We start from the raw sequence: 2,834 nt of genomic DNA on the forward strand, positions 1-2,834 counted from the left end.
GGCATTTTGCAGCCACTCCTGGTAGCGACCAGTGGGACGGGGGCCGCTGAGCAGACCGGCCTCGCGCAGGGCCTGCTCGTACTTGTTCGTCGGCGCAGGATCACCTGAACCCGGGTTTTTGGGATCTGGGCCGGCGAACTGCGGACCGCCCGAACCGTTGGCCTTGTCGCCCTGCAGTTTCCGGTATTCGTCGGCGAGAGCCCCGATGCGCGCGCCGATCGCGTTGAGGTCGGAATGAGTTTTCGCGACCACGTCGGCAACATCACCGATTCCCTTCCGCGCAATCGGCACCAACGCCTGGTCGCGGTTAGCGCCCTCCGGCACCGCCGATGCGGCGTCTTGCACCCACCGCTTGACGTTGTCCAAATTCTGCCGACCCGCGACCACCACCGCGGCAGATCGGTCCACCTCGCCACCAAGCCGCTGATCCAGACCCGCCATCTGCCCCAGGACTCGACCCTGCCCGCTGTTCGCGTCGGCATAGGCATCAGCCGCAGGGCCCGACCACGTCGGACCCGCCGCCGCCGACTCCGTCGCAGTCTGCATCTGACGCAACTGAGCACTGTTGTCGAAGGCCCGGCCATCTTGGGGAGTGCCCTCACCCAACGTCGACCGCGCATTCGACCACGTCGACATAAAGGCGTCGATCGCGCTCACCGGCTGACCCTTTCGTGCACCGAAGTCTCAGGTCAGTCTAAAAGCCCGCGCACTGAGCAATCGGCACCAAAAGTCGGCGAAGACTTGCGATAGCCGGCTAGGCCGGCGAAATGCCTGCGCTGGTCACGTTGACCGCGCTGACCAGGCCATCGATCAGGTTGCCTTCGGTAAACGATGACGCCGCTGCAGCGACACCGAGCGGTGCGGCCGACTCGACCCCGCGACCGCGGACCGCCGAGCCGTAGACGATCTCGATCGCGTGCTGGTCGGGCGAGACCGCGATCAGCACCGCGTCGTTGGGCGTCGGAACCTTCGCCAAGATCTCGCGCGCCCGCGCGCCGGTGTCGACCCCCAAGTCACCGATGTAGACCGCAAAACGTGCGCCGGCAGCACGCGACGCGTAAGTCAGCGCGTCGTCGAGGTGCACCAGGTCATCGATCGGAAACGGATAGCGCACCGAAAGCTCGCCGGCCTCGGTGACACCCGAGATACGGCCACTGGCGGTGATCACCGAGCCGTAGGGCAGCTCGCCCTGCGTGACGGTTGCAATCTCACCACTTGCCACTGACTCCACCTCCAACGCTGAACTCGGATGCGCCGTGCCCGTGGCCGACAGCCTCATCAGTGGCAGCCCACAAAATGGGCGCATGAGTCCACGGTTCCGACAGCTTGTAGGTCGCCGGGTGCGGACCCTTGCGGGACCAGATCATGGCCGCAAGAAGAACCACCAGCAACAACGGGACGCCCAGAAAGAGCGAGTGGATTTCCATCATGCTCACGACGCAAACCGTATCCCACCACCGAACCGACGGCTACACAGCGCCGGGTACCGCCCTAAGCCGCACCTTCGCCGAGATACCGCGCCCAGGACGGATCGAGTTCCTTGACCGTCGACAGCAGCCGCCAATGCTGGCCTTTGGGCGGCATCGGCGCCATCCGCAGCGACCAGCCCAGCTCGGCCAGTAATCGGTCACCCTTGCGGTGGTTGCAGGAAGAGCAACACGCCACGCAGTTCTCCCACGAGTGTTCCCCGCCACGGCTGCGCGGCACCACATGGTCGACGGTGTCGGCCTTGGCGCCGCAGTAGACGCAGCAGAATCGGTCGCGATGCATCAAGGCCGCGCGGGTCATCGGCACCCGAGCCCGGTAGGGCACCCGAACGAATGTGCGCAACCGAATCACCGACGGCACCGCGATCGACCGGGTCGCGGAATGGACCACCGGGCCCGTCGGATCGTCGTGCACCACGTCTGCCTTGCCGCAGATCAGCATGATGATCGCGCGCCGAACCGGCAATGCCGTCAACGGCTCATAGGTGGAGTTCAGCAGCAGCACCCGCCTGCGGTTCCACACGGATCCGGTGTCATGCGGCACCGGCGGATGGGTCTCGACGCAATGGACGCTGTGCAGGGTTGAGCCGATCGCGGGCCCGTTGAGGCCGGCCGCGGCACCCGAACTGTGGTGGCTGCGGCGTTTTGTGCGCTGCACCATGCGTCCTCCGCTGACCAGTGGACCACGATTCACCGGCGAGCGCACCCCAAATTGGCCGGTGCCGGCTGGTCAATCCGGTGAACACCCGGTGGCGGTGGAGTTGCGTCCCTGATAGTGGTGTAACGCGGATCGCGTGATCGTTTCCCGGTGTGTCGTTCGGGACCAGAGCGTGATCCTCCGAGTGAACCTTCCACAGCACTCTCGAGAGGAACCCCACGATGACCGCTCCCCATATTGTGAATCCTGCTGCGTTGTTGGAGCAGGGTCTGTCTGAAAGACGGTTGATCTGACCATGCCGTCAGGCCGATTTGGTGAGAACTTTCTGCGATCGAGGGCGATGACGTTTCCGGCGGGGGTTTCGTGCTTTCACCGTCTGATTTCTTCCTGGCCGTTGGTTGTTCGATATGCCATCGATGCTGTTCTGCGGCTCGCTTGGTGATGCCCCTGTTGCTGCTGATGTCGGCCCGTTTCGCCAGCACTCCGCCGGGCGGTTTCACCAGCAAGTCGGGCATTTGCGCCAACAGCAGCTGCAAGCACATCAGTCGGTCCGTCGATATGCTGCGCCATGCTGGTTCCCGCATCCTGAAATAGCGTGTGTCTACTCGGGCCGGGGTTCAACGACACGCATTTCGACCGGCAGACGGATGGATCCGCCGCCCTCAATGGTTTGGACCAGCACTCTGCGG

At 64.5% G+C, this 2,834-nt stretch carries 4 protein-coding genes; all 4 read right to left on the reverse strand.

The window, feature by feature from the left end; all coding sequences use genetic code 11:
- On the reverse strand, nucleotides 1-657 hold a 657-nt coding region (locus tag AC2VOG_RS13460; protein ID WP_486940393.1), incomplete at its 3' end, for an EspA/EspE family type VII secretion system effector.
- Between the two features lie 97 nt (nucleotides 658-754).
- Nucleotides 755-1,222, reverse strand: coding sequence for a DUF5130 domain-containing protein (locus AC2VOG_RS13465; RefSeq protein WP_486940394.1), 468 nt, complete (start codon nucleotides 1,220-1,222; stop codon nucleotides 755-757).
- Nucleotides 1,209-1,427: an aa3-type cytochrome oxidase subunit CtaJ gene (gene ctaJ, locus AC2VOG_RS13470; protein ID WP_486940396.1), complete on the reverse strand. Its 219-nt coding sequence runs from the start codon at nucleotides 1,425-1,427 to the stop codon at nucleotides 1,209-1,211. The genes AC2VOG_RS13465 and ctaJ overlap by 14 nt, the downstream gene beginning before the upstream one ends.
- A gap of 64 nt (nucleotides 1,428-1,491) precedes the next feature.
- Nucleotides 1,492-2,148, reverse strand: coding sequence for an HNH endonuclease (locus AC2VOG_RS13475; protein ID WP_486940395.1), 657 nt, complete (start codon nucleotides 2,146-2,148; stop codon nucleotides 1,492-1,494).
- Between the last annotated feature and the right edge of the window lie 686 nt (nucleotides 2,149-2,834).

The sequence above is a fragment of the Mycobacterium sp. TH-M11 genome (genome assembly GCF_057473725.1).

Excerpts from the sequence above, each read along its gene's own strand:
- AC2VOG_RS13475 (WP_486940395.1), bottom strand. The coding sequence starts at position 2,148 with ATGGTGCAGCGCACAAAACGCCGCAGCCACCACAGTTCGGGTGCCGCG.
- ctaJ (WP_486940396.1), bottom strand. The coding sequence starts at position 1,427 with ATGGAAATCCACTCGCTCTTTCTGGGCGTCCCGTTGTTGCTGGTGGTT.